This is a genomic window from uncultured Ralstonia sp., assembly GCA_913056305.1.
In the GTDB taxonomy this organism is placed as follows: domain Bacteria; phylum Pseudomonadota; class Gammaproteobacteria; order Burkholderiales; family Burkholderiaceae; genus Ralstonia.
Genome location: CAJXMR010000038.1, coordinates 1 through 22,721, shown reverse-complemented (window position 1 = coordinate 22,721; position 22,721 = coordinate 1). Strand labels below are relative to the sequence as shown.

21 protein-coding genes and 1 pseudogene are annotated in these 22,721 nt (G+C 67.5%); 12 read left to right on the top strand and 10 right to left on the bottom strand.

The genetic code is table 11. The features are described from left to right. Positions 1-70 precede the first annotated feature (70 nt). The 7 genes from QZ609_RS09155 (at position 71) to QZ609_RS09125 (ending at position 7,029) form a co-directional block, all read left to right on the top strand. A complete protein-coding gene (locus QZ609_RS09155) occupies positions 71-961 on the top strand; it encodes a GNAT family N-acetyltransferase (protein ID WP_295493564.1) in 891 nt (296 codons plus the stop codon). A 43-nt stretch (positions 962-1,004) separates the two neighbouring features. Then, positions 1,005-1,937: a glyoxylate/hydroxypyruvate reductase A gene (locus QZ609_RS09150; protein WP_295493562.1), complete on the top strand. Its 933-nt coding sequence runs from the start codon at positions 1,005-1,007 to the stop codon at positions 1,935-1,937. A gap of 161 nt (positions 1,938-2,098) precedes the next feature. Continuing rightward, the gene (locus QZ609_RS09145) at positions 2,099-3,499 is read left to right on the top strand and encodes an aspartate aminotransferase family protein (protein WP_295493559.1); all 1,401 of its coding nucleotides are present in this window, start codon (positions 2,099-2,101) and stop codon (positions 3,497-3,499) included. 73 nt (positions 3,500-3,572) lie between these two features. Continuing rightward, complete coding sequence (locus QZ609_RS09140; RefSeq protein WP_295493556.1) at positions 3,573-4,067, top strand: Lrp/AsnC family transcriptional regulator; 495 nt, start codon at positions 3,573-3,575, stop codon at positions 4,065-4,067. A 15-nt stretch (positions 4,068-4,082) separates the two neighbouring features. Then, positions 4,083-4,457, top strand: a complete 375-nt coding sequence (locus tag QZ609_RS09135; protein ID WP_295493553.1) for a (2Fe-2S)-binding protein — start codon at positions 4,083-4,085, stop codon at positions 4,455-4,457. Beyond that, the gene (locus QZ609_RS09130) at positions 4,454-5,854 is read left to right on the top strand and encodes an NAD(P)/FAD-dependent oxidoreductase (RefSeq protein WP_295493551.1); all 1,401 of its coding nucleotides are present in this window, start codon (positions 4,454-4,456) and stop codon (positions 5,852-5,854) included. Before QZ609_RS09135 ends, QZ609_RS09130 begins: the two co-directional genes overlap by 4 nt. Then, positions 5,851-7,029: an FAD-binding oxidoreductase gene (locus tag QZ609_RS09125; protein WP_295493549.1), complete on the top strand. Its 1,179-nt coding sequence runs from the start codon at positions 5,851-5,853 to the stop codon at positions 7,027-7,029. The genes QZ609_RS09130 and QZ609_RS09125 overlap by 4 nt, the downstream gene beginning before the upstream one ends. A gap of 26 nt (positions 7,030-7,055) precedes the next feature. On the opposite strand, the gene QZ609_RS09120 is transcribed toward QZ609_RS09125, so the two are convergent. Continuing rightward, positions 7,056-7,409, bottom strand: coding sequence for a cupin domain-containing protein (locus QZ609_RS09120; RefSeq protein ID WP_295493546.1), 354 nt, complete (start codon positions 7,407-7,409; stop codon positions 7,056-7,058). Positions 7,410-7,496: 87 nt separating this feature from the next. Next, positions 7,497-8,195: an HAD-IA family hydrolase gene (locus QZ609_RS09115; RefSeq protein ID WP_295493543.1), complete on the bottom strand. Its 699-nt coding sequence runs from the start codon at positions 8,193-8,195 to the stop codon at positions 7,497-7,499. A gap of 327 nt (positions 8,196-8,522) precedes the next feature. Between QZ609_RS09115 and QZ609_RS09110 the strand changes: the two genes are divergently transcribed. Together QZ609_RS09110 and QZ609_RS09105 are read left to right on the top strand one after the other, a co-directional pair. Next, complete coding sequence (locus QZ609_RS09110) at positions 8,523-8,960, top strand: Rrf2 family transcriptional regulator (protein WP_295493541.1); 438 nt, start codon at positions 8,523-8,525, stop codon at positions 8,958-8,960. Between the two features lie 88 nt (positions 8,961-9,048). Further along, a complete protein-coding gene (locus QZ609_RS09105; protein ID WP_295493539.1) occupies positions 9,049-9,660 on the top strand; it encodes an NAD(P)-dependent oxidoreductase in 612 nt (203 codons plus the stop codon). Positions 9,661-9,718: 58 nt separating this feature from the next. On the opposite strand, the gene QZ609_RS09100 is transcribed toward QZ609_RS09105, so the two are convergent. Then, positions 9,719-11,185 carry an ATP-binding protein gene (locus QZ609_RS09100; RefSeq protein WP_295493537.1) on the bottom strand — a complete coding sequence of 489 codons (1,467 nt, stop codon included), beginning with the start codon at positions 11,183-11,185 and terminating at the stop codon, positions 9,719-9,721. After that, positions 11,182-11,847 carry a response regulator gene (locus tag QZ609_RS09095; RefSeq protein WP_295493535.1) on the bottom strand — a complete coding sequence of 222 codons (666 nt, stop codon included), beginning with the start codon at positions 11,845-11,847 and terminating at the stop codon, positions 11,182-11,184. The genes QZ609_RS09100 and QZ609_RS09095 overlap by 4 nt, the downstream gene beginning before the upstream one ends. A gap of 342 nt (positions 11,848-12,189) precedes the next feature. Between QZ609_RS09095 and QZ609_RS09090 the strand changes: the two genes are divergently transcribed. The 3 genes from QZ609_RS09090 to QZ609_RS09080 all read left to right on the top strand — a co-directional run bounded on the left by QZ609_RS09090 (position 12,190) and on the right by QZ609_RS09080 (position 16,035). Continuing rightward, complete coding sequence (locus tag QZ609_RS09090) at positions 12,190-13,518, top strand: Nramp family divalent metal transporter (RefSeq protein ID WP_295493532.1); 1,329 nt, start codon at positions 12,190-12,192, stop codon at positions 13,516-13,518. A gap of 183 nt (positions 13,519-13,701) precedes the next feature. Then, positions 13,702-14,826 (top strand): GGDEF domain-containing protein, encoded by a 1,125-nt coding sequence (locus QZ609_RS09085; RefSeq protein WP_295493527.1) that lies wholly within the window; start codon positions 13,702-13,704, stop codon positions 14,824-14,826. Positions 14,827-14,901: 75 nt separating this feature from the next. Continuing rightward, the gene (locus QZ609_RS09080) at positions 14,902-16,035 is read left to right on the top strand and encodes a mechanosensitive ion channel family protein (protein WP_295493524.1); all 1,134 of its coding nucleotides are present in this window, start codon (positions 14,902-14,904) and stop codon (positions 16,033-16,035) included. On the opposite strand, the gene QZ609_RS09075 is transcribed toward QZ609_RS09080, so the two are convergent. The 6 genes and pseudogenes from QZ609_RS09075 to QZ609_RS09050 form a co-directional block, all read right to left on the bottom strand. After that, on the bottom strand, positions 16,025-16,933 hold the full coding sequence (locus QZ609_RS09075; protein WP_295493522.1) for a hypothetical protein: 909 nt from the start codon (positions 16,931-16,933) through the stop codon (positions 16,025-16,027). The genes QZ609_RS09080 and QZ609_RS09075 overlap by 11 nt on opposite strands. A gap of 14 nt (positions 16,934-16,947) precedes the next feature. After that, entirely contained in the window at positions 16,948-18,678 is a 1,731-nt protein-coding gene (locus QZ609_RS09070) for a DUF2334 domain-containing protein (RefSeq protein ID WP_295493519.1), read from the bottom strand. 14 nt (positions 18,679-18,692) lie between these two features. Further along, the gene (locus tag QZ609_RS09065; protein WP_295493516.1) at positions 18,693-19,016 is read right to left on the bottom strand and encodes a hypothetical protein; all 324 of its coding nucleotides are present in this window, start codon (positions 19,014-19,016) and stop codon (positions 18,693-18,695) included. Between the two features lie 9 nt (positions 19,017-19,025). Continuing rightward, the gene (wecB, locus tag QZ609_RS09060; RefSeq protein ID WP_295493586.1) at positions 19,026-20,285 is read right to left on the bottom strand and encodes a non-hydrolyzing UDP-N-acetylglucosamine 2-epimerase; all 1,260 of its coding nucleotides are present in this window, start codon (positions 20,283-20,285) and stop codon (positions 19,026-19,028) included. Positions 20,286-20,515: 230 nt separating this feature from the next. Further along, positions 20,516-22,243, bottom strand: a complete 1,728-nt coding sequence (locus tag QZ609_RS09055) for a bacteriophage N4 adsorption protein A (RefSeq protein WP_295493513.1) — start codon at positions 22,241-22,243, stop codon at positions 20,516-20,518. After that, a pseudogene (locus tag QZ609_RS09050) lies at positions 22,240-22,721 on the bottom strand (glycosyl transferase family protein); the annotation flags it as partial. The pseudogene QZ609_RS09050 and the gene QZ609_RS09055, both read right to left, overlap by 4 nt.

Genomic DNA, 22,721 nt, shown 5'->3' with positions numbered 1-22,721 from the left:
CCGCGCCGGGCGATGTCGTCCAAGATAATTGCCGGTACTCGCTCTCGCTTTCGTAAGAAGGACATCGCCCATGCCTGCCTCAGCTGCGCCTGATCAAGACACCCTTGCCGACGACGGCGTGGTGCTGCGCCCGATGACCGCCGATGACCTGGCCGCGGCGCATGCCCTGTCGGAAGAGCAACGCTGGCCGCATCGCCCGGCCGACTGGGCGCAGATGTTTGCGCACGCCGATGAGGGCATCGTCGCCGAGCGCGACGGCCAGATCATCGCCACGGCGCAGCGCTGGCGCTGGGGCGCGCACCACGCCACCATCGGCCTGGTGATCGTCACGCCGGCGTGCCAGGGCCGGCGCATCGGCCATCGCATGATGAGCGCGCTGCTCGAAGGCCTGGACGACAGCACAGTGCTGCTGCATGCCACCGCCGAAGGGCGCGGCCTGTACGAGCGACTGGGCTTCGTGCGCACCGGCGAGGTGCGCCAGCACCAGGGCATCGCCCAGCCCACGCCGCTGATCGCCCTGCCCCCCGGCTGGCGCCTGCGCCCGGCCGGGCTCAACGAGGCCGATGCGCTCGCCAAGCTCGACGCCGAGGCACGCGGCATGCCGCGCGACGCATTGCTCGAAGACCTGCTGGCCAACGCCGATTCCTGCGTCGTGCTGGACGACGACGGCGAGCCGCGCGGCTTCGCCATGCTGCGCCGCTTCGGACGCGGCCACGCCATCGGCCCGGTGGTCGCCCCCGACGTTCAGGGCGCCAAGGCGCTGATCGCCCATCTGGCCGGCGTCAACGCTGGGCACTTCACGCGCATCGATATCGATTTCGACAGCGGCCTGGCCGAATGGCTGGAGAGCATCGGCCTGCTGCGCGTGGACGCGCCCACCACCATGGTGCGCGGGGCGCCGCTGAGCACGCCGGCGGATGCGCCTGCGCTGTTCGCCATCGTGACTCAGGCGATGGGCTGAACCCCAGCCACCGCACCCATCGCCCGATCTAGCCGCCCCAACCGTGACCACCACCTTCCTCTACAAGTCCGACCCCGTGCGCGGCCGGCAATGGGCCGAGGTCTTCCGCCAGCACGCCCCCGACATCGACTTCCGCATCTGGCCCGACATCGGTGATCCGCAGCGGGTGCGCTTTCTGGCGGCATGGGAGCCGCCCGCCGACATCGCCACGCAGTTCCCGCATCTGGAGGTGTTGTTCTCTTCGGGCGCGGGGGTGGACCAGTTCAACTTTGCGGCGCTACCCGCCGCCCTGCCCGTCGTGCGCATGGTCGAGTCCGGCATCGTGCGCGGCATGGTCGAGTACGTCACGCAGGCCGTGCTAAGCCTGCACCGTGACATCCCGGCCTACCGGCGCCAGCAGCAGGCCGGCGAGTGGCGCCCGCTGCCGGTGCGCCCGGCTAATGAGCGTCGTGTTGGCGTGCTCGGGCTCGGCTCGCTGGGGCAGGCCGTGCTCGCGCAGTTGCAGGATTTCGGCTTCGATTGCGCCGGCTGGAGCCGTTCGCAGCACACCATCGATGGCGTGCGCTGCTTCGCGGGCCAGGACGAGCTGGGCGCCTTCCTCGCGCGCACCGACATCCTCGTCTGCCTGCTGCCGCTGACCGACGCCACGCGCGGCGTGCTCAACGCGGCGCTGTTCGCGCAATTGCCGCGCGGTGCGGCACTGGTGCATGTGGGCCGGGGCCCGCAGCTTGTGAGTGACGATCTGCTGGCTGCCCTGGAATCCGGCCAGCTCGCCGATGCCATGCTCGACGTGACCGACCCGGAACCGCTTCCGCTTGGGCACGCCTTCTGGCGCCATCCACGCATCCAGCTCACACCGCACATCGCCAGCATGACGCAACCGCTGAGCGCCGCCGCCGTGGTGATCGACAACCTCCGCCGCTTTGCCGCAGGCGAGCCGATGGTCGGGCTGGTGGACCGCACGCGCGGCTACTGAAACCGCTCGCCGCACGATCTGCTGCGACAGCCCGAACAACAGCAGCCCACTGCGTTCCACCCCCGCAAAGCAGCACCAAGCCTTGGCACGCTCGTCCTACGCTTGAGCCCATCGATTGCCTATTGAGCGCCCATTGCGCTCCCGCACGAACGGACCTCGCCATGACCCAGCTCACCGATCTGCCCCAGCTCGCCTCGCTTGATGCCATCGACCGTGCGCACCTGATCCACCCGGTGGCGCCGTGGCGCACCCACGAGCAGCGTGGCCCGACCGTGCTCGCCTCGGGCCGGGGTGCATGGCTGACCGATGCCAACGGCCACGAACTGCTCGACGCCTTCGCGGGCCTGTGGTGCGTGAACGTCGGCTACGGCCAGGAGAGCGTGGTGCAGGCCGCCGCCGAGCAGATGCGCCGCCTGCCCTACGCCACGGGCTACTTCCATTTCAGCAGCGAGCCGGCCATCCGCCTGGCCGACAAACTGGTGCAGATCACGCCGCGCTCGCTCAACCACGTGTACCTGACGCTGGGCGGCTCCGAGGCGGTAGATGGGGCGGTGCGCTTCATCGTCCAGTACTTCAATTCGATCGGGAAACCCGAGAAGAAGCACTTCATCTCGTTGGAACGTGGCTACCACGGCAGCTCGTCCACGGGCGCGGGCCTCACGGCGCTGCCGGCGTTCCATCGCGGCTTCGACCTGCCGCTGCCGACGCAGCACACCATTCCTTCGCCCAATCCGTACCGCGCGGCCGACCCCACCGATGCGCAGGCCATCATCGCCGCATCAGTGGCGGCGCTGCACGCCAAGGTGGCCGAGCTGGGCGCGGACAACGTGGCGGCGTTCTTCTGCGAGCCGATCCAGGGCTCGGGCGGCGTGATCGTGCCGCCCAAGGGCTGGCTCAAGGCCATGCGCGAGGCGGCGCGCGAGCTGGGCATCCTGTTCGTGGTGGACGAGGTCATCACCGGCTTCGGCCGCACCGGGCCGATGTTCGCGTGCGATGCCGAGGGCGTCGACCCCGACATCATGACCGTCGCCAAGGGCCTCACGGCGGGCTACGTGCCGATGGGCGCGACGCTGATCTCCGATGCGATCTACGCCGGCATTGCCGACGGCGCGCCCGCTGGCGCACCCATCGGCCATGGCGCGACGTACTCGGCGCATCCGGTCAGCGCGGCGGTGGCACTGGAAGTGCTGCGCCTGTATGAGGAAGGCGGCATCCTCGCCAACGGCCAGCGTGGCGCGGCCAGTTTTGGCGCGGGGCTGGACGGGCTGCTCGATCATCCGCTAGTGGGCGACTCGCGCCACCGCGGCCTGCTGGGTGCGCTGGAACTGGTGAGCGACAAGGCCACCAAGCGCGGCTTCGATGCGGCGCTCGGCCTACCCGATCTGATTGCCTCGGCTGCCTACCGCAACGGCATCGTGTTCCGGGCGTTCGGCGACAACATCCTGGGTTTTGCCCCTGCGCTCACGTACACCGAGGACGAATTCGCGCAACTGTTCGCGCGGCTGAAGACAACGCTGGACGACGTACTGGCCTTCCCCACCGTGCGCGCCGCGCTGGCCTGACGTCACACGAACGCACACAACAGACGCTGGCTGCCGCAGAATCGGATCTATCTTCCACGCCTTCGCCCTCGCCATGACCGAAGCCCTCAAGATCGACCGTCTGGACCTGCGCATCCTCGCCCAACTGCAGAAGAACGGGCGCATGACCAACGTGGACCTGGCCGACGCCGTGGGCCTGTCGCCCAGCCCGTGCCTGATCCGCGTCAAGCGCCTGGAGCAAGCCGGCTATATCGCCGGTTACGGTGCGCATATCCGGCTGGAAAAGCTGGGCGACACGCTCACCGTCTTTACCGAGGTCACGCTGTCGGACCACCACCGCGAGACCTTCGTGCGCTTCGAGGCCGCCATCCGCGAGGTGGATGAGGTGCTCGAATGCCACCTCCTGAGCGGCGGCTATGACTACCTGCTGCGCTTCATCACGCGGGGCGTCAACCACTACCAGGAAGTGATCGAGGGCCTGCTGGAGCGCAACATCGGCATCGCCAAGTACTTCAGCTACATCGTCATCAAATCGCCGTTCATCAAGACGCACTGCCCGATCGAACGGTTGTTCCCCAACCAACGCTAGCCCGATCCGCGCCCCATGCCCGACGACGCCCACCACCCGCCCGCGCGCTTCGTGCGATTGGCCGAAGCCGATCGCCCCGCCATCACGCTGCGCATCGATGGCCAGAGCGCCACCGCACTGGCGGGCGACACGGTGCTGGTGGCATTGCTGACGCAGGGCCGGCGCGTGCGCGACAGCGAGTTTGGCGACGGCCCGCGCGCGGGCTTCTGCCTGATGGGCGCCTGCCAGGACTGCTGGGTGTGGACGCCCGCCGGCGAGCGCCTGCGCGCCTGCTCCACCCCTGCCGAGGCCGGCATGGAGTTGCTGACCCGGCCACCCGCGCACCACTGGCCGGTGACGCTCGACCTGCAGGAGACGCTAGCGCGCCACGCGCCGGAGGCTGCCGCATGAGCACGCCCTCCACTGCGCCGCGCGTTGTCGTCGTCGGCGCCGGTCCGGCCGGTGTGCGCGCCGCCCAGGCCCTGGTGCAAGCGGGCCTGCGCCCGATCGTGATCGATGAGGGCCGGCGTGATGGCGGCCAGATCTATCGCCGCCAGCCCGAGGGCTTCAAGCGCCCCTACGCCAAGCTCTACGGCACCGAGGCCGACAAGGCGCAGGCGCTGCACCACGATTTCGACGCCCTGCGCGCGCACATCGATTACCGCCACGAAACCCTGGCCTGGAACCTGACCCAAGGCGCATTGCACGTGGTGCGCGACGGCCGGCCGCAGACGCTGCCCTTCGACGCGCTGCTGGTCTGCTCTGGCGCCACCGACCGCCTCATGCCCGTGCCCGGCTGGCACCGTGCCGGCTGCTACAGCCTGGGCGCCGCGCAGATCGCGCTCAAGGCGCAGGCCTGTGCCATCGGCTCGCGGATCGTCTTCCTCGGAAGCGGGCCTTTGCTCTACCTCGTGGCATCGCAGTACGTGCAGGCTGGCGCGCGCGTGGCGGCAGTGCTCGACACCGCGCCGGCCAGCAAGTCGTGGAGTGCCATCGCCGGATTGCTGGCACGCCCGCGTCTGGCATTGCGCGGGCTCGGGCTGATTCGTGCGCTCAAGGCGGCGGGCGTGCCGTTACTGCAAGGCGTGACACCGTCGTCCATCGATGGCGATGACGCCTTCGGTGTGCAGGCCGTGACCATACGCGACGCCCGCGGCCGTGAGCAGCGCTTCGACTGCGACGCCGTCGGCCTGGGCTGGCATCTGCGCGCTGAGACGCAACTCGCCGACCTCGCGCGCTGCGATTTCACCTTCGAACCGGTGAGCCGGCAATGGCTTCCGCGTATCGACGAGGATGGCCGCAGCAGCACGCCCGGCGTCTATCTCGCTGGCGACGGCGCGCGCATCCTCGGGGCTGATGGCGCGGAAGCCGCGGGGCGGCTCGCGGCACTCGCCGCGCTGTCTGACCTGGGGCACGAGACCGGCCGCGTGCAGTACGCCGTGGAATCGGCGACGCTGCGCAAGACACTCGGCCAGATGGACCGCTTCCGCCAGGGGCTGGCGCGCGCCTTTCCGTGGCCGCATGCGCAGGCCGCCGCGCTGCCCGATACCGCGGTGGTCTGCCGCTGCGAAGCCGTGACCGCCGGCGAGCTGCGCCGCTGCGTGACCGAACTCGACAGCCAGGAAGTCAACCGCGCCAAGGCCTTCAGCCGGGTCGGCATGGGCCGCTGCCAGGGACGCTTCTGCGGGCATGCCGCTGCCGAGATCGTGGCGCATGCCTGCGGCGTGCCGGTGGAACAGGTCGGCCGCCTGCGCTCGCAAGCGCCGGTCAAGCCACTGATGATGAATACACGCGAGGTGCAGGCATGAGCAGCGCGGCAACGACAGCCACCACAAGCGCGTACGACACCGACGTGCTGGTGCTCGGCGGCGGGCTGATGGGCACCACCACCGCCTTCTTCCTGCGCCAGCACGGCCTGTCGGTCACGCTGCTGGAGCGCGAGCTGGTGGGCCGTCAGGCCAGCGGCACCAACTTCGGCAACGTGCGCCGCCAGGGCCGCGCACTGCACCAGATGCCGCTCGCCAACCGCGCGCGCGACGTGTGGGGCCGCGTCAAGACCTTGTTGGGCGAGGATCTGGAGTTCGTCCCCTATGGCCATCTGCGCGTGTGCTACACCGAGGCGCAGGCCGCCGTGCTGGAGCAGCATGCACGCGACGTGAAGCCGCTCGGACTGGACCTGGAGCTGTTCAATGCCGAGCAGTTGCGTCAGCGCTGGGGCATCTTCGCGCCTGGCGTGGTGGCGGGGTCGTATTCGCCGCAGGACGGCCACGCCAATCCGCGCCTGGCCGGCCCCGCCTTCGCGCGTGCAGCACGGCGCGCCGGTGCGCACATCGTCGAGCATGCCGAGGTGATGCACGTCGAGCGCGACACCAACGGTTTTATCGCCCATACCGCCGACGGCCGGCGTTTTCGCGCGCCGCAACTGCTGGTGGCTTGCGGCGCCTGGTCCAACCGCATGGCCGAGCAGTTTGGCGAGCCCGTGCCGCTGGAGGCGCGCGGCCCGCAGATGGGCGTAACCGAGCCACTGCCGTATGCCATCGGCCCATCCATCGGACTGTCATCGCCCATCGAATACGAGGGGCTGTATTTCCGCCAGATCTCGCGCGGCAACATCGTCTTTGGCGGCGGGCTCAAGGGGCCGGCGCATACCGACACGATCCGTGCGTACGTCAAACCCGACAACGTGCTGCGCCAGCTGCGCGAACTGCGCCGCTTCGTGCCGGCCTTCGAGCATGTGCAGCTGATCCGCGTGTGGAGCGGCATCGAAGGCTATACCGCCGATTGGCAACCGGTGATGGGCCCAAGCGCCAAGGTGCCCGGCCTGCACTACGCCTTCGGCTTCAACGGCGAGGGCTTTGCCATCAGCCCCGGTGTGGGCGAGACCATGGCTGAGCTGATTGCCACTGGGCATACGTCGATTCCGCTGGAGCCGTATGCCATCGGGCGCTTTGCCCTTCCACAGATCCTGCAGGCAACCGCCTGACCTGTCAGCAGGTCAGGCGGCGGTGGTCAGGCCGCCAGGACTACAAACACCTTGCGCAGCGTCTGCGTCACGTGCCATTCACCGGTCGTGTTGGCCGGGAAGAACAGCGTGTCGCCAGCGCGGATGGCTTGCGGCGTGCCGCCCGTTGGCGTGAAGGTGCAGGCGCCCGCCAGGATATGCATGACCTCGGCGTTCGCGAGTTGCCGCTCGAAGCGGCCCGGTGTGCATTCCCACAGGCCGGTGCGATTCTCGCCGGCACCCGCGAGATCGATGTCGATGCCGCTGAACTCACACGGTGGCTGGGTCAGCGCGCGGGCGGGCGTGCCCTGGTGCTCAAAGCCGTCAAGCGCGGCGGACTGATGAAGGATGGTGATACCCATGAGGTGTCGCGCAATGGAATTGGAAGGGAGAGTCGCCGGCGCGCACCGGTGGCATGTCGACCACCGGTGCGGCAATCGTGCATCAGATCACTGCCCGGCCTCGACCGCGTCGGCCAGTTGCGCGAGCGTGTGGAAGTGGTAGTCGGGCACGGTGTGCTCGGATTCGATGGTGCCGCCGGAGTCCTTCATGCCGTGGCGTCGCTCGATCCAGCAGGTGGTGATGCCCAAGCGCTTGGAGATGCCGATGTCGTGGTACTGGCTCTGCGCCACGTGCAGGTTGTCGGCCTGCTTGAAGCCCCAGGCGCCCTCGTAGCGGCCACGCGCATACGCAAAGTAGCGCGCGTCGGGCTTCTCGCACAGCGCATCGTCGCAGGCGAGCAGCATGTCGAACGGCGAGCCGAGCGTCTTCTGGAAATGCGCGAGCGCCCAGGACTGGGCGTTGGTCATCGTCACGAGCTTGAAGTGCTTGTGCAGGCGCTGCAGCGCTTCAACAGAATCGGGAAACGCTGGCCAGTCCGCCACTGAATCGCGAAAACCGCGGGCCAGCGCATCGGTATCGGGCAGGCCAAGCTGCTGCGCGACGATGTGCCAGCACGGCACGAGATCATCGGGATACCACTCGGTCTGGCCCCGCTTGCGCGCGGCGCGGTAGGCGGCGAGGAACGCGTCGTCCGTCACCGTGCTGTCGGGCACCGCGCGGCGCAGGTAGGCGAGCATGCCACCCTCGAAGTCGATCAACGTCCCGACGACGTCGAAGGTCAGCACTTTGAAATCCCGAAGGGCCATGAGAACACTCCTGTGTGTTTGGATGCCAAGAGAAACGCGGGGCCAGTGGCACAGCCACGGCATATGGCTCCAACTGTAGAAGCAGCGGCGCCGACGATGGTACCGTTCGCACACCACGGCACGGCAGCGAATTGCGTTTTTGCGGACCGCGCGCATAGATCGTTTGGTGCTCACGCGGCGAACACGCCCCGGCTGGTGATCGCCAGCGCAAATGCATTGCGGAACACCCACTTGGCCGGGTTCGCTGCTGCCCGGCCAGGGTGATCCCGAGCGGGGTTGACCGTGCATCGAACTGTATCTACACTGGTAACAGTTTCATTGATCGCCATGTCCACCAGTAGCCGTTTCGCCGTCGCCGTGCACATCCTCACGCTGCTTGCCAGCGCGGAGGGCCCCGTGCCGTCGTCGCTGATTGCAGGCAGCGTGGGCACCAACCCGGCGCTGATCCGCCGCCTGGTGGCGCAACTGGCCGAGGCCGGTTTCATCACTTCGCAGATGGGCGCGACGGGCGGCGCCATGCTGGCCCGGCCGGCCGATCGCATCACGCTGCTCGACGTGTTCCGGGTGGTGGAATCATCGGTACTGATCGCGCTGCCGCCCAATGCGCCAAATCCGGCGTGCGAGGTGGGCCGCGAGATCACCGGCGTGCTGGAGCGCGTGACCGAACGCGCGCAGGCTGCCATGGAAGCCGAACTTGCCGGGCAGACCATCGCCGGCATGCTCGATGAGGTGGAACACGCTCAACGCCGTCGTCGCCGGGCTTGAGGCTTGGCGTGCCGGCGTGTTTTTTTACCTGCATATGTAACTGCATTAATTACATATAAATGACCAACCACTCGATAAGGAGTTGAACATGAAGATCGCAATCATCGGCGCCACGGGGCGCGTGGGCACCCGCCTGATCGACGAAGCGCTGCGCCGCGGCCACCAGGTAACGGCCATCGCGCGCACCGCCTCCAAGCTGCCGGCTCGTGCAGGCCTGACCACCCAGGACGTCGACGTGGCCGACCAGGCCGCACTGGCGGCGGCGCTGGCGGGCAACGACGTGGCCTACAGCACGGTGCGCTTCCTGCAGACCAGCGCCGACCAGATCGTCGGTGCCGTGAAGCAGGCCGGTGTGCCGCGCCTGCTGGTGGTCGGCGGCGCAGGCAGCCTGGAAGTGGCGCCGGGCGTGGCGCTGGTCGATACGCCGCAATTCCCGAAGGAGTATCACGCCGAAGCCTCGGCTGGCCGCGATTTCCTGAATGCGCTGCGTAAGGAGACGGAACTGAACTGGACCTTCGTGTCGCCGTCAGCGTTCTTCGAACCGGGCGAGCGCACCGGCCATTTCCGCTTGGGGCACGACACGCTGCTGGCGGATGCCAACGGCAAGAGCTGGCTCTCGATGGAAGACTTTGCGATCGCCTTCCTGGACGAGACCGAGCATCCGGCGCACCCGCGCCAGCGCTTTACGGTCGGGTATTGATCGTCGAGGTGGCTGGCGGTGCGAGGCGCGCCAACGCGGCCCTCGCACCGGCCGCGCGTCAGTCCGCCATGCCGGGGGGCGCGCCGTCCGGCTCGAGCGGCTCAGGCACGTCGGCCAGTGCCGGCAGGCGGATCACCACGGCGCAGCCCTTGCCACCAATACCATCCTCGATCGTCGCCGAGCCATTGCCGAGCTCGGCAATGCGGCGCACGATCGCCAGCCCAAGCCCGCTGCCCTGCGATTGGCTATCGCGCGGCCGATAGAAGCGCTCGAACACACGCTCGCGCTCGTCGGGGGGAATGCCGGGGCCGGTATCCTCGATGCGCAGCTCGATCGTGACCAGGCCATCGATGTCGAGGCGTTGCACGCTCACATGCACCTCGCCGCCTTTCGGCGTTTCGCGCACGGCGTTGTCAAGCACGTTCTCCACCAGCGTGGCGGCGTCTTCATGCGACACCGGCACCCACGCCTGGCTCTCGCCGTCGTACGACAAGGTGATGTTGCGGCGCTCCGCGCGCGACGCCTGCTGGATCACGCCACTACGCGCGCAACCGGCCAGATCGGACAGCGCCCCCTGTGTCAGCTGCGCTTCGGTGCGGCGCGCATCCAGCCGCGCGAGCGCCAGGAGCTTGGACAGCGATTGCGTTGCGCGTGAGATGCCACGATCGAATTCGCGCAGGGCGGTAGCGCGGTCTTCCTCGCTGTCGGAATGCGAGACCACGTAGGCCTGCGCCTGGATGGCCGCCAGCGGCGTACGCAGCTCGTGCGCGGCATCGGCGAAGAAGCGGCGGTCGGCGTCGATACCGCGCCGCACGCGCGCAAACAGGCCGTTGAGCGCCTCCACCAGCGGCTTGAGCTCGGCATGCTCGACGCGCTGCACGGGTTCCAGGTCAGTGCTGTCACGCGACTCGACCTGGCGGGTCAGTATGCGCAACGGTTTCAAGCCCTGATGCGCGGCCCAGCCCACCATCACCATCAGCACCGCGGCCAGCACGGCCATGGTCAGCGCGACTTCGTGGAACAGGTCGCGGATGGCGCGGTCGTACGCCGACATCGGCTGGGCGACGGTGGCGGTCAGCTTGCCGTCCACACTGTCGACGGTATAGGCACGCCACGGCGCGCCCTCAAGCATGATCTCGACCACCTTGCCGTGCGCCTTGCCGCATTGCATGGTTGGTGCACCAGGAAACGCCGTGACGACGTTGCCGGCGCGATCGCACAGCACGTAGCGGAACTCGCCGGGAAGGATGTCGGGCTGCGACAGGCCCAGTTTGATGTCAGTGAGGCGGCGCAGGAATTCTTCGCGGCGCGGCACGTCGTCCAGGTTGAACGAGGTCAGGTCAGCATAGGCCTGGGCCGACATGCGCAGCTCGCTGACGACCTGCCGGCTGTTGCTGCGCGAGATTTCCAGATAAGCGATGACCAGCTGCACCAGCAGCATCAGGATCAGCGCCAGCAGGATCAATACATAAAGACGGAAGGAGAGCGAGCGGACCCGCAGGATGGCGGGAACCGTCAACCTCACCGGTTGCCCCCGATCATGTAGCCGACGCCGCGGATGGTCTGGATCACGCCCTCGCCCAGCTTGCTGCGCAGGTGGTGGATCACCACTTCGAGCGCGTTGGCGCTGACGCGGTTGCCTTCGCGGTAGAGCGCGTCCATCAGCGTCTCGCGCGTGACCCAGCGGTGGGCGCGGCGCACCAGCTCGAACAGCAGCTGGTATTCGCGCGGCGTGAGCTCGACCACGTTGCCGTCTTGCGTGACGCGCTTCTGCGTGGGCTCCACCACCAGAGAGCCAACGCTCCAGCGGTTGGTGCTCTGCCCCGCATGGCGGCGCAGCACGGCGCGCAGGCGGGCGATCAGCTCATCCACGGGGAAGGGCTTGACGAGGAAATCGTCCGCGCCGGCATCCAGGCTTTGCAGGCGCTCGGACAGCGCATCGCGCGCACTGGCGATGATGACCGGGACGTCGCTGTGCGCCGCGCGCAGTTCTTCGAGGAAGGTATGGCCCTCACCATCGGGCAGGCCCAGGTCGAGCACGATGGCCTCGAAGCTGTTGGTGGACATCCACTTCTGGGCGTCCATCAGGCGGCGCACCCAGGTCGTGTTGTAGCCCGCCTGCCGCAGTGCTCGCGCCAGCGCGGTTCCGAGAGGCAGGTCATCTTCGATCAGCAGGATGGCATTCATGTGCGGCAACTCCTGAGCACGTTGTGTGCGCTCGAGGCAACAAAAACGCCGGCGACACGCGCCGGCAGACAGCGCAATCTACCGCAACGGTCTGAGCATTTCCTTAAAGTTGCGTAACAAAAATAGGCACAGTCAGACACAAGTCGGAGGTGCCCGATGCCTGCCCGCGCCGCCCCCCTCGCCACAGTACTGGGTTCGCCGGTGCTTGCCAGCCAAGGCAAGGATGGCCGGTCCGTCAGACTTCTCTGAGCATAACGTCGCCCGAGATGCTTCGGCCCGCACGCGTGCCATGCCAATCGCCACGCTTGGCTATCATGGCGCAGTTCCGATTGCCTTTGCGCCATGTTCCGCCTACCCGCCCTGCCCACCACCGCCACCGCGCCGTTCTGCCCGTCCGAGGTACGCGGCACCGTCGCCATGCCGGTGGACGCGCCGTTGTGGAAAAAGCTGCTGCGTTTTGCCGGTCCGGGCCTGCTGGTGTCAGTCGGCTACATGGACCCCGGCAACTGGGCCACCGACATCGAGGCCGGCTCGCGCTACGGCTACGCGCTGCTGTTCGTGGTGCTGCTCTCCGGCTTGGCGGCGATGGTGCTGCAGTGTTTGTCAGCGCGACTGGGCATCGTGACAGGCAAGGACCTGGCGCGGCTTTCGCGCGATCGCTACCGCCCCGGCGCCGTGCGCGTGCAATGGCTGCTGGCGGAGTTGTCGATCGTCGCCTGCGACCTGGCCGAGGTACTCGGCTGCGCGCTGGCCTTCCACCTGCTGCTGGGGGTGCCCATCCTGGCCGGCGTGGCCCTGACCGCGCTGGACACGCTGATCGTGCTGGGCCTCAAGGGCAAGAACTTCCGCCAGCTCGAAGCCATCGTGCTGGGGCTGATCCTGACCATCGGGCTGTGCTACTTCGTCGAGCTGGCGCTGATCCGCCCACACTGGCCGTCGGTGGCGGCCGGGCTGATGCCCTCTTGGCAGGCCATCAGCACACGCGAGCCGCTGTACCTCGCCATCGGCATCCTCGGCGCGACGGTGATGCCGCACAACCTGTATCTGCATTCATCCGTGGTGCAGACCCGCGTGGTGGCCGACACCGAGGCCGCACGCCGCGAGGCGGTCGGGCTGTCGCGGCTGGATACGATTTTTTCGCTGGCGCTGGCGCTGGTGATCAACGGCGCCATCCTGGTGCTGGCGGCGGCGGCCTTCCACGCCAACGGCCACCAGGACGTGGCCGACATCCAGGACACCTACCGCCTGCTGGAACCCATCGTGGGCACCGCCGCGGCCGGACTGCTGTTCGGCATTGCGCTGCTGGCGTCCGGGCAAAGCTCCACCTTTACCGGCACCATCGCCGGCCAGATCCTGATGGAAGGCTTTCTCGACCTGCGCATCCCCTGCTGGCAGCGGCGTCTCATCACGCGGGCGCTGGCGCTGATCCCGGCCTTCATCGGCGTGGCGATGCTGGGCGACCATGCCGTGGGCAAGTTGCTGGTGATCAGTCAGGTGGTGCTCGGCTTGCAGCTGCCCTTCGCGATGTTTCCGCTGATCCGCATGACAAACGACCAAACCTTGATGGGCGCATTTGTTAACACCCGTTTAACGTCGATGCTGGCGTGGTGCCTGTTCGGCATCATCAGCGTCGCCAATGTGTGGCTGGTGCGGCAGGTGCTGGCGGGCTGATCTACCGCGGGCGTCCGCGCCGTGCAACATTGCCGCACCCCACGCTGGGCGGGACCCCACGAAAAAGGCCGCACGGCGGCCCAACCCGCCGTTAGAATGCGCGCTTCGGTAGCGCACTACCCCGGCCACAAGCCTCCAGCGCCCGCATCACTCATACGCGCCAGGACGCTTTTTAAAACTGTCTTGAGCGCGAATCCTCCCCTCCTCTCCGTCCTGCCTGACGCACGCGCGCCTTCGCGCGACTACCAGGCGCGCCACTTCGTGCCGATGATCCTTGCGCTCAGCAAGTGCGGGGTGCTGGCGTACGGCTTTGCGGTGGCGCTGGGCTGGGCGGCGGGGCTGTTGCATGCACTGGCACCGCTGCTGGCCATGCTCGCGCTGCTGACGACCATCGTGCTGGTGGCGCAGCGCAACCGGCATACCGGTGCCTGGCCCACGCTGGCGCTGGCGCACCTGCTGGCGGAGGAAGTCGCCATCATCGCGTTCGGGCATCAGGCCGGGATCGAGTGGGTGCTGCCCGCCTTCTACCTGATGCCGCTGGCGACCGCCCCGGCGTGGCTCACGCGGCGCGATTTCGCCATCGCCATGTCGCTCTGCGCGGCTGGGCCGGTCGTGGCCCTGCTAACCGCCAACGAGCCCGCAACCGTGATGCGCCATGCCTGGCTTGGGCTGGCGCTGTACCTGCCCATCTGCATCGCTGCCAGCGCGGTCATCCACCGCTACCTGCTGCGGGCCATGGCGCGCCACTTTGCTGCCGAGCTCCACCTGACCGACCGCGCCAATACCGATCACCTGACCGGCCAGCTGGCACGCCAGCGCTTCTTCGAGCTGGGCGGCTTCGCGGTGGAGCGCGCCCAGCACCACGGCGAGCCGTTGTGCGCGCTGTATCTGGACGTCGACCATTTCAAGTCCATCAACGATGCCTGGGGCCACGCCGCCGGCGACGAAGCGCTGGTGGCGCTGTCCGAAGCGCTGGCCGGCGCGCTGCGTCCGAACGACATCTTCGGGCGCCTGGGTGGCGACGAATTTGCGGTGCTGCTGCCGGGCTGCAGCCTGGGCGCCACCCTGGCCGTGGTCGAGCGACTGAAGGTGGCCGTGGCCCCGCACCGCCACCCGGCGGGTCCGCTGACGATCAGCGTGGGCGCCGCGCCATTGCAGCCTGGGCAGGATCTCGCCCACCTGCTGGCCGACGCCGACCTGGCGCTGATCGAGGCCAAGCGCCAGGGCCGCAATCGGGTGTGCGTGCCCTCCAGCAAGATCAGCGCCAACGATGACGAAGCGGCCAACACCGCCGCGTCCGCAAACTAGCCGACCCCGGCCACGCCCCGGGTCGGGCACGTTTTGTGCGGCGCCACCTCCCGTGACTGCTGTCAGGGGATGCTCATGGAGTGGCTCAATACCCACACCTTCCTGCGCGTGCCGGCGCGCGACTGGGCGGCGGCGGCGCTGACCGTCGTGATCGTCTATGCGCTGCTCTCGAACGTGCTGCGCTTGATCGGCAACCGGCTCGAGGCGCGCGCCCGGCGCACCGGCCTTCGTTTCGACACCACGGCTGCGGCGGTCCTGCACGATACGCACCCGCTGTTCATCGGGCTCGCGGCATTGCTGGCCGGGTCGTATTTCATCGACCTGCCGGCGCGCGTTGCCGGCAGGCTCGACCACATCTGGTTCGTCATCATCGGCTTCCAGATTGCGCTGTGGCTCAACCGCGGCGTCACGCTGTGGATGCGCGAGAAGCTTGCGGCGCAGGGGCCGGCGGCGCGCAATCCGGTCATCACCTCGATGCTGGCGTGGGTGCTGCGCTTTGTGCTGTGGTCGATGCTGCTGCTGGCCATCCTGGCCAACGTAGGCGTCAACATTACCGCCTTCATCGCCAGCCTGGGGGTGGGCGGCGTGGCCGTGGCACTGGCGGTGCAGAGCATCCTGAGCGACCTGTTCGCCTCGCTGGCGATCGGGCTGGACAAGCCGTTCGAGATCGGCGATTTCATCGTCTTCGACAGCATCGCGGGGACGGTGCAGCATGTGGGGCTCAAGACCACGCGCATCCGCAGCCTGTCGGGCGAGGAGATCGTGACCTCCAACACGGCGCTGCTCAAGAGCACGATCCACAATTACAAACGGATGTCGGAACGACGTATCGTCTTTACCTTCGGCGTGACGTACGACGCGCACGCGGCGCAGCTGCAGAAGATTCCCGGCATCGTGCGCGCCGCGGTGGAGGCTACCGGCAACACGCGCTTCGATCGCGCGCACTTCAAGGAGTTTGGCGAGAACGCGCTCAACTTCGAAGTGGTGTATTTCGTCACCAGCCCGGATTTCAATCTCTACATGGACATCCAGCAGCGCATCAACCTGGCCATCCTGGAGGGGCTGGAGGCGCTGGGCACGGCCTTTGCGCTGCCCACGCGCACCATCCGCGTGACGCGCCAGGAAGACGAAGCGGTACTGTCCGACACGCCACCACCGCGGCCGGGTACTGGCACGGCGCACGGCATGACACCCCGCGCTAACGCGTGACCGAATCGGGCAACTGAGGCGGCCGCGTCGGCATGGCCTGGAAGGCCGCCTCGATGTCGCGCCACAGCGGCCGCGAGCGCGGCACCATGTCTTGCCGGAACGTCCACCAGAAGTAGCCGCCGACATAGCGCGGGTGATGCACTGTCAGCCCGTAGTAGCGGGCGATCAAGGCGCGCTTGCGTGACGCGTGCCGGGTGCCGACCTCGCCAAAGCCGAGCGCGGCCTGCGGGAACAGATGGCCGAGCCGCTGGAACACCGTATCCCAGTCGGGCGCGGCGATCTTGCAGTCGTCTTCATAGAAGCTGATGAACACGTAGTCGACACCGTTGCGCAGGCGCGGCGGCAGGTTGTGCTCGACCCAAGCGAACATCGCACGCGACGGGGACTCGGCGCAGCCTTCGTTGTAGTAGAGCGTGAGCGCGGTGCGGGCGCCGCGCTGCCTGACGGCGTCGTAGGCCGCCAGCGTCTTGTCGACGACGTCTCGCGTGCGGCCGGTCCAGTCTCCGTTGATCTCGTTGCCGATTTCCCAGAGATCGACGTGCTCGCCAAGCACGTCGAGGTAAGCCGTGGCACGGGCACCAACCTGCGGGGCGGAGTACTCCGTGAGCGTGGACGAATCGACCAGCTCGCCCATCACGTAGGCGACACGGCGGATGGCCTCCACCGGGGCGGCATAGTATTGCGCGCCCATCCCTTCGTCGAACACGATGCGCGCCGTGGGCGTGCGCGACAGGTGGCGCAGTGCGTCGACCACGCCATCGACGTCGTCCACCGCATCGACCGTCACCCCATACAACGGCGCAAAGCCGGCGGGCAAGGCGCCGGCCGGCTCGGCCGCCTGGGTGGACACGCTCGACACCAGCGCCGCCATCGCCAGTATCAAACGTGCCCCTTTCATAGCCACCGCGATGGCTACTGCGCCGTGCTGGGATCCACCCAGGTGAAGCCCAGCGCGCTGATGCCGTTCATGACCGCCTGGAAGTCGGTAAAGCCCGGCTCGTTGATGCTCGGCTCCAGCCAGAACGGGTGGAAGAACCACGACGCAAAGCCATCGCGCACCGCCACCGCGTACTGCGCGTTGGTCAGGATGTCCTGCGCGGTGTACGTCAGGCATGACGACGGGTCGATGTTGCAGATGTTGTATTCGATGTTGCCCAGGTTCTCCGGAATGACACGCTGGCCGTAGTAGTCCTTGTTGATGATGTACGGGAAGAACTGGCCGACCGAGAAGTCATGCCCGGCTGCCGTCGAGTTCAGCGTCTGCGGGTTATCGGACGTGTAGTACACCACCCGCTGGTATGCCGAGCCGAAATACTTCGGCACCGCCTTGATCGACAGCGGCGACGACTGGTAGTGCGGCGCCTCGAATGCAAACGGCACGTAACCATTGAGCTCCAGCTCCAGCAGGCCCGACGACAGCCGCTGCGACGCCCACTGCGTCGAGTCTTCATTCACCGGACGGTTCTGCGTGGCGAGCCAGAACTCGAAGTCGTTGGCGCTGACGGCGTTGACCAGGTTCGGGATGTTGCTGTACTGGTGCGTGTAGCCGTGCATCAGGACCTTGCCGCCGCGCGCTCGCGCATAGTTCAACGACTGCTTGAGCCCGCTGGCATGGACAAGGTGGATGGTCTGCGACACGCCGCCGTTGTAGACGCCGTTCGGGTCCTTGTACAGCGGAATGGCCGCGATCGAGAACGGGATGTTCTTGCTGTACATCCAGTCCGTCAGCGTGGTCATGGTCTGCACCGACACCAGCGCATCCACGTCTTCCAGCCGGATCAGCGCGCGGTGCTGCGTCGGCGCGTTGGTGCCCAGGATGTCGTGCAGCATGTCGCAGATGACCAGGTAGCGGTCACGCGGCCCGATGTACGAGAACGGCATGTCGGCGAAGTACCAGAAGTTGCCCGAACGGATCACGTACGGCGCGGTTGCCTTGCTCACCGAGTTGGTGATGGTCACCAGGCTGGTGGCCTTGGTCGCATCGGCCACCGAGGTCACGCCGATGTCGGGGTCGGCGCTGATCACGCCGGTGGTGGCATTGAAGGCGTAGTACTTGACCATCGACTGGTTCTTGTACGAGACCGTATCGTAGAACCCGGGGTTGGGATTGGTCGACGACGGTGGCGCATTCATGCCGGCCAGGCTGACATAGTTGATGCCATAGCGGGCGGTGAACGTGTAGGCCGTGTTCCAGGCCAGCTCCCACAGGTTGTACTTGAACCAGACGATGGTCGTTTTGGTGCTCATCACGTCGGCCAGGAACGCCGCCGGAATGGGGTTGTTGTAGTAGCTCCCCATGTAGAACGTGGCGGTGTACTGCTCGGTCATGCCGGCGGTGTAGTTCTGCACCGGCAGCAGCGTGACGGCCGTATTGAAGTGGCCGAGCAGGTTGTCGAGCATGATCGCGTACGACATGCCCAGGTTGGTGTACTGGTCGTTGGGTGGCGCGTCATACAGGATCAGCATCTTGGCCGGCGTGGTCTGCGCCGAGGCGGGTGTGCCCAGGCCCAGCGACACGCACACGGGCCCAAGGCCGACCGTGCAGGTTTGCGCCTGCGCAGGCGCCGTCAGCGTCAGCGAGGTGCAGAACAGCCCGATCCCGAGCGTCAGCGCCAAAGCAAATTTGCGCAGCAATGTCTTCATGATGGCTCTCCGGCTCAATCGCGATGCACCGAGCCATCCGCCTTGCGGAACTGCCCAGCGTTAAAGTTCGGACCCCGCTCGTGGTCCGCTTCCCTCAGGTCCTCTTGCGGCATGCCAGGATGGATCTCGACCTGGCCCGCCGTCGGACGCTCAGGCGGCAACACGCGGCCGTCCACGTCCATCACACCCGGCCCGGGCTTCTTGGGCCCGTGCTCCGCTTTGCCTTTGACGGTGATCGTGGTGTCCGAGCCCGCTGCCTGGGCGGGCACCGAGAACATCCAGCCCGCTGCCAGGGCGGAGGCGAGCAGCCATCCGCCGACGATTCGTTGCGCTTTCATCAGAGCCTCCTAGCCGTTCAGGCGATGAATGGACGGCCCTGGCGCCGTGGCGCGTGCCGCTTCCAGTTTGATGACTTGTGCATCCGCAGCCGCTGAATCGGCATGGAGATGCCGGGGGCCGCGTTGCGTGTCCTGCTCGGGCGCGGTGAGCGCCGCCTTCAGCGCATCGACGATGCGCCGGCAGGCCTGCCCATCGCCGTAAGGGTTGTGCGCATGCGCCATGCGCAGATATTCGGATGTGTTGGTGAGCAGTAGCTCGGCTTCGCGCACGATGCAGCCGGTATCGGTGCCCACCAGCCGCGCGGTGCCGGCCGCGATGGCCTCGGGCCGCTCGGTGGTGTCGCGCGTGACCAGCACGGGCTTGCCCAGCGCGGGCGCCTCTTCCTGGATGCCGCCCGAATCGGTCACGATCAGGTAGGCGCGGTCCATCAGGTAGACAAATGGCAGGTAGCCCTGCGGGGCGATCAGGTGGATGTTGTCGTGCCCGCCGAGGATGGCCCGCACGGGCTTCTGCACGTTCGGGTTCAGGTGCACCGGATAGACGATCTGCACGTCCGGATGGCGCGCCGCCAACAGCCGCAGCGCCACGCAGAAGCGCTCGAACGGCTCGCCGAAGTTCTCGCGTCGGTGCCCCGTCACCAGGATCAGCCTGCGGCTTGCCTGCAGGAACGGATAGAGCGCAGCCATCTCGCCGGCCAGCGCCGGATCCGAATCGAGCCGGTACTTGACGGCCAGCAGCGCGTCGATGACGGTGTTGCCCGTCATGGTGATCCGCTCTGGTTCGATGCCCTCGTCCAGCAGGTTCTGGCGGGACTGCGCGGTGGGGGCGAAGTGCCAGGTGGCGACCGCATCGGTCAGCCGGCGGTTCAGCTCCTCCGGCCATGGCGACCAGATGTTGCGAGTGCGCAGCCCCGCCTCCACATGCCCCAGCGGGATGCGCCGGTAGAACGCCGCCAGGCTGGTGGCGAGCGTGGTGGTGGTATCGCCGTGGACCAGCACGGCATCGGGCGCATACGTATCCAGCACGCGGTTGATGCCCACCAGCACCGCCGACGTGACCTCCGACAAGGTCTGCCCCTTGCGCATCACGTTCAGGTCGAACGCCGGCACGATGTCAAACAGCCGCAACACCTGGTCCAGCATCTCGCGGTGCTGCGCGCTCACGCACACAGCGGACGCGATGCCCGCCTCGGCCTGCAAGGCCTGCACCAGCGGCGCCATCTTGATGGCCTCCGGGCGCGTGCCGAACACAGTCAAGATCTTCCTCATCATCGACTCCCCCTGCTGCCTGCGCGCTGGCCCCTCATGGAAGTGCCGCGGCAGACGCACCTGTCCCGATGTCAAAGGCAGGCCTCGCTGTTGAGCGAAGGCCATGCCATGTACCCCGGCGCCGCATCCCACGGTGTCGCGACGCCTTTGCCGGACAGGTGCCGCGACACCTCTCGGTGCGCGGCCCGCCAGTCGATTCAAAATCGTTTCATGCGTGACACGCAATCTCGCTAGAACCACAAGATGGCGCGTACCACCAAACCCTTTGCACGGTCCGCATGCGTCAGCGGCGCGCGAAACTGCACTGTGAAATCCAGCCAGCTGGCCGGTGCGGCGTACTTCGATTCGCGAAACCAGTAGCGAAAGTTGAGGCCCGGCCCCACGCCCAGCGCCATCTGGTTGACGGCCTTGTTGTCGTGATCGCCCGCCAGCACAATGTGCGGGTAGACGGTCAGGCGGTCGCTGACGGTGTCGAGGCGCCAGGTGTGGCCATAGCGCGCCTCCCCGCTCACGATCAACCGTCCGGCATTGACGAAGTACGCGCCCTCGCCATAGGCCTGCCAGGTCTGCCAGCGGGGCTTGGCAACCTGCAGGTCGATGCCCTGGTCGGTGGAATAGCCAATGCGCAGCAGCGTGTCGTTCATCGACTGCGAGCCGACCTTGATCAGCCGCTCGGCGGTGAACACGAGGTTGGTGTCCTTGATCGGCTTGTAGCGCGCGCCCACCGAACCCTGCGCGGTCGGCAGGCCTGCCGGCGCGCTCGAGCCGTCGTAGAGGTTGTCGTAACCGCGCACGAAGAACTGCAGGATGCGGCCGTCCTGGTAGCCGATGCCTGGAGGCTGCCAATACACCTCGGCGCCGCCCTGCAGGATGCTGTTGTTGGTGGGCAGGCCGAATGCCGAGGCTTGATACGCGGTAGACAGCACCGCCCCCCACGTGCGCTGCATTTGCTCGACCTCGCGCCGATAGCCAAAGCGCCTGTCGGCCGAGAGATGCTGGTCACCGTCGCCGTTGGCACCGTCACTGTCGGCGTGGTCAAGGCTCGCGTGGAACAGCGAGATGGCAGTCGGGTTGTCGCCCAGGCGCTTGGCGGCGTAGGCGGCATCGGCGTAGTGGCCCCAGTTGCCCTCACCGGTTGCGAAGCCACGCTGGAAGGCCTCCAATGCGGCGCGATCGTCGTGCGCGCGCAAGTGGTCGTAGGCCTCGTTCAGTGCGCGCTGCCCGATCACGCGCGGATCGTTGGGCGACGTGGCGGGCCCTTGATCGGGCTCGGTCGCCTGGGCATACAGCGCGCGCGCGTAACGCTGACGGACAGGGTCGTCGGCCTGGGCGCCGGCCAGCGCTGCGGCATGCGCGGCACCTTCGCGGTCACCCACCATGAGACGCGCCTGCGCGAGGCGGATCTGGATGTCCGGCGCGGGCTGCTCCTGCAGCGGGGCGAGGGCCTGCAGCGCAGCGTCGACATGCTTGGCCGCGTACGCGCTGTCCGACCATGCCAGGCGCAGGTTGCGTTGCTCCTGCGGGGTCCAGTCGGTGCCTTCCAGCGCCTTGGCAAAGTCCTGTTCCGCCACCTCTGGCTGCTGAGCCTTCTGCGCCAGGAAGCCGTGCTGCGCATACACGCGCGGCTGGTCTGGAAAGCGCGTGCGGAGCGTATCCGCCAATTCGCGCGCGGCATCCAGTTGGCCCTTGCGCGTCAGCACATCCAGCAGCAGCAGGTTGAGCTGCAGGCTGTCGGGCTGCTTGCCGAGCGCGGCCCGCGCCGATTGCTCGGCCACGTCCAGCTGGTTGGCGGCGATCGACTGGTAGGCGCGATCAGCATAGTGGTACGCCTCGGGCGATAGCGGCAGCATTGCAGCGGGCTGTGCCAGGACACCCTGGCACAGTGCCCAGACCGCTGCCGCAATCGGCCAGCGCAACCGCTTCAGGATCTGGCGGCGAGTAGCGCGAGCGGAGCTCATGCGACACCTCCGGCAACAGTGGATTTGGATGGGGGCTTGCCTGGCTCCGGCGCCGGCGTGAGCGGCGCGGTAGCAGGGTTTGCCGGCGATACCGGCTCCGCCGGTTTCTGGCCGGGGTTCTGGCTCATGCTTGCGAGCGACTCCACCGCCAGCGTGGCGGAATACGCCGCCGGGCCGAACACCACCGTGGCACGGCGGGTCGGGTCGGCCATCAGCGCCAGCTCGGCGTGCATCTCGTGCTCGCACGCCATGAAGCAGGAGACCTTGCGCCCGGCGGCCTGCGCCAGTTCCTGCAGCACCGCGCCGTCAGGCAGCTCCGACACGGCAATGTTGAGCGAGCCATCCTCGCCGATGGAGAACGGCACCACGTGATGGCGCACCGCCATGTCGCGCGGCAGGCAATCGGCCAGCGCGCCCAGCACCACGTTGGTCAGGCTCACGCGCGGCAGGTCGGCCTGCTCGGCCAGCGCGTCGGCCA